The sequence below is a fragment of the Mesorhizobium silamurunense genome (assembly GCF_014843905.1).
In the GTDB taxonomy this organism is placed as follows: domain Bacteria; phylum Pseudomonadota; class Alphaproteobacteria; order Rhizobiales; family Rhizobiaceae; genus Mesorhizobium; species Mesorhizobium silamurunense.
The window spans coordinates 1-1,011 of the sequence record NZ_LPVS01000197.1; the positions used below are offsets into that span (position 1 = coordinate 1).

The 1,011-nt window shown below is 55.6% G+C and carries 2 protein-coding genes; both read right to left on the reverse strand.

Annotated features, from left to right (window positions below):
• Positions 1–317 precede the first annotated feature (317 nt).
• On the reverse strand, positions 318–584 hold the full coding sequence (locus AU465_RS33030; RefSeq protein ID WP_192257199.1) for a hypothetical protein: 267 nt from the start codon (positions 582–584) through the stop codon (positions 318–320).
• Between the two features lie 153 nt (positions 585–737).
• Positions 738–1,011: hypothetical protein (locus tag AU465_RS36020; protein WP_210325369.1), on the reverse strand; the 274-nt coding region annotated here is incomplete at its 5' end.

Sequence of the window (1,011 nt, forward strand, 5' to 3'; positions counted from 1 at the left end):
TCTACCTCACCACACGCGCCCATCCCGCGCAGCGGGTTCGTTCATCGGCCCAAAAGCACTCAGGCTACGGTTCTACAATTGGGATCGACTCGGGAACCTGGATTCGAACCGGGACTAGTCAGAGTCCGTGGATTCTCCAGCCAAATATTTGATGCTTATCGTGCAAAATCAAACGGTTGAGATAGGGTAGGGCGGTCGCCTGTGACGCGCCTCTCTACTAGCCGTTTCCCTTGATTTCCAACGGCTACAACAGACTATCGGCAACTCCACGCGACATGACTGCGACATGAAAAAGGCCCGGTAGCCGAAAACTGCCATCAATAGCCAATTGGGATCCACGGATCGGTGTCGTACCCTAGGTGATGGTCCAAGAAATTTGCGGCCTGATTTGACGGACGCGCAACAACCACCGTGCCTGTCGATTTGCAATCCAGTTTCGGTGCCGGCTTGCTGCTGCCAGCCTTCATATGAGCTGTAGAACACGAGGTTGCAGCCTGAGCGGTCGCCACCTTTTTCTTCTCTTTCGCAACAGCTGCTCCGGTGGCGGCCAATACCATTGCTACGCCAAAGACAACGAGTTTCATTGAAACGCCCTCAACCCTGCACAATCCGAAATGATTGCGCCTGCGTTAACGTTACGTCAACTACATGTTGTCCGCAACGACGGAGCATATTGCCGGTAAAAAAAGCCCGCCACCGTGAGGCGGCGGGCCGTCTGGACAATTTGTCCACTCGGTTCAGTTCACGCCCGCGTGCGGCCCCATGATGCGACGCGCCTCCTGCCTGCCTGGCTCCAGAGCGATCTCGACCATGGTCTCGGCGGTTATGATGAACTTCGCGACACATACACGCTCAGGACTGCCGTCAGCGGCGGCTGAAAAGGCGCTGTTGGGAGCTTGACGCGACACAAACGCAACATGGTCGCTGGTTCGCAGGGCTGTTAGGTTGCTAAGTGTTTGAATGCCCTTCCCGAGAGATGGGTGACAGTTCATTCCGGATAGATGGGTTACA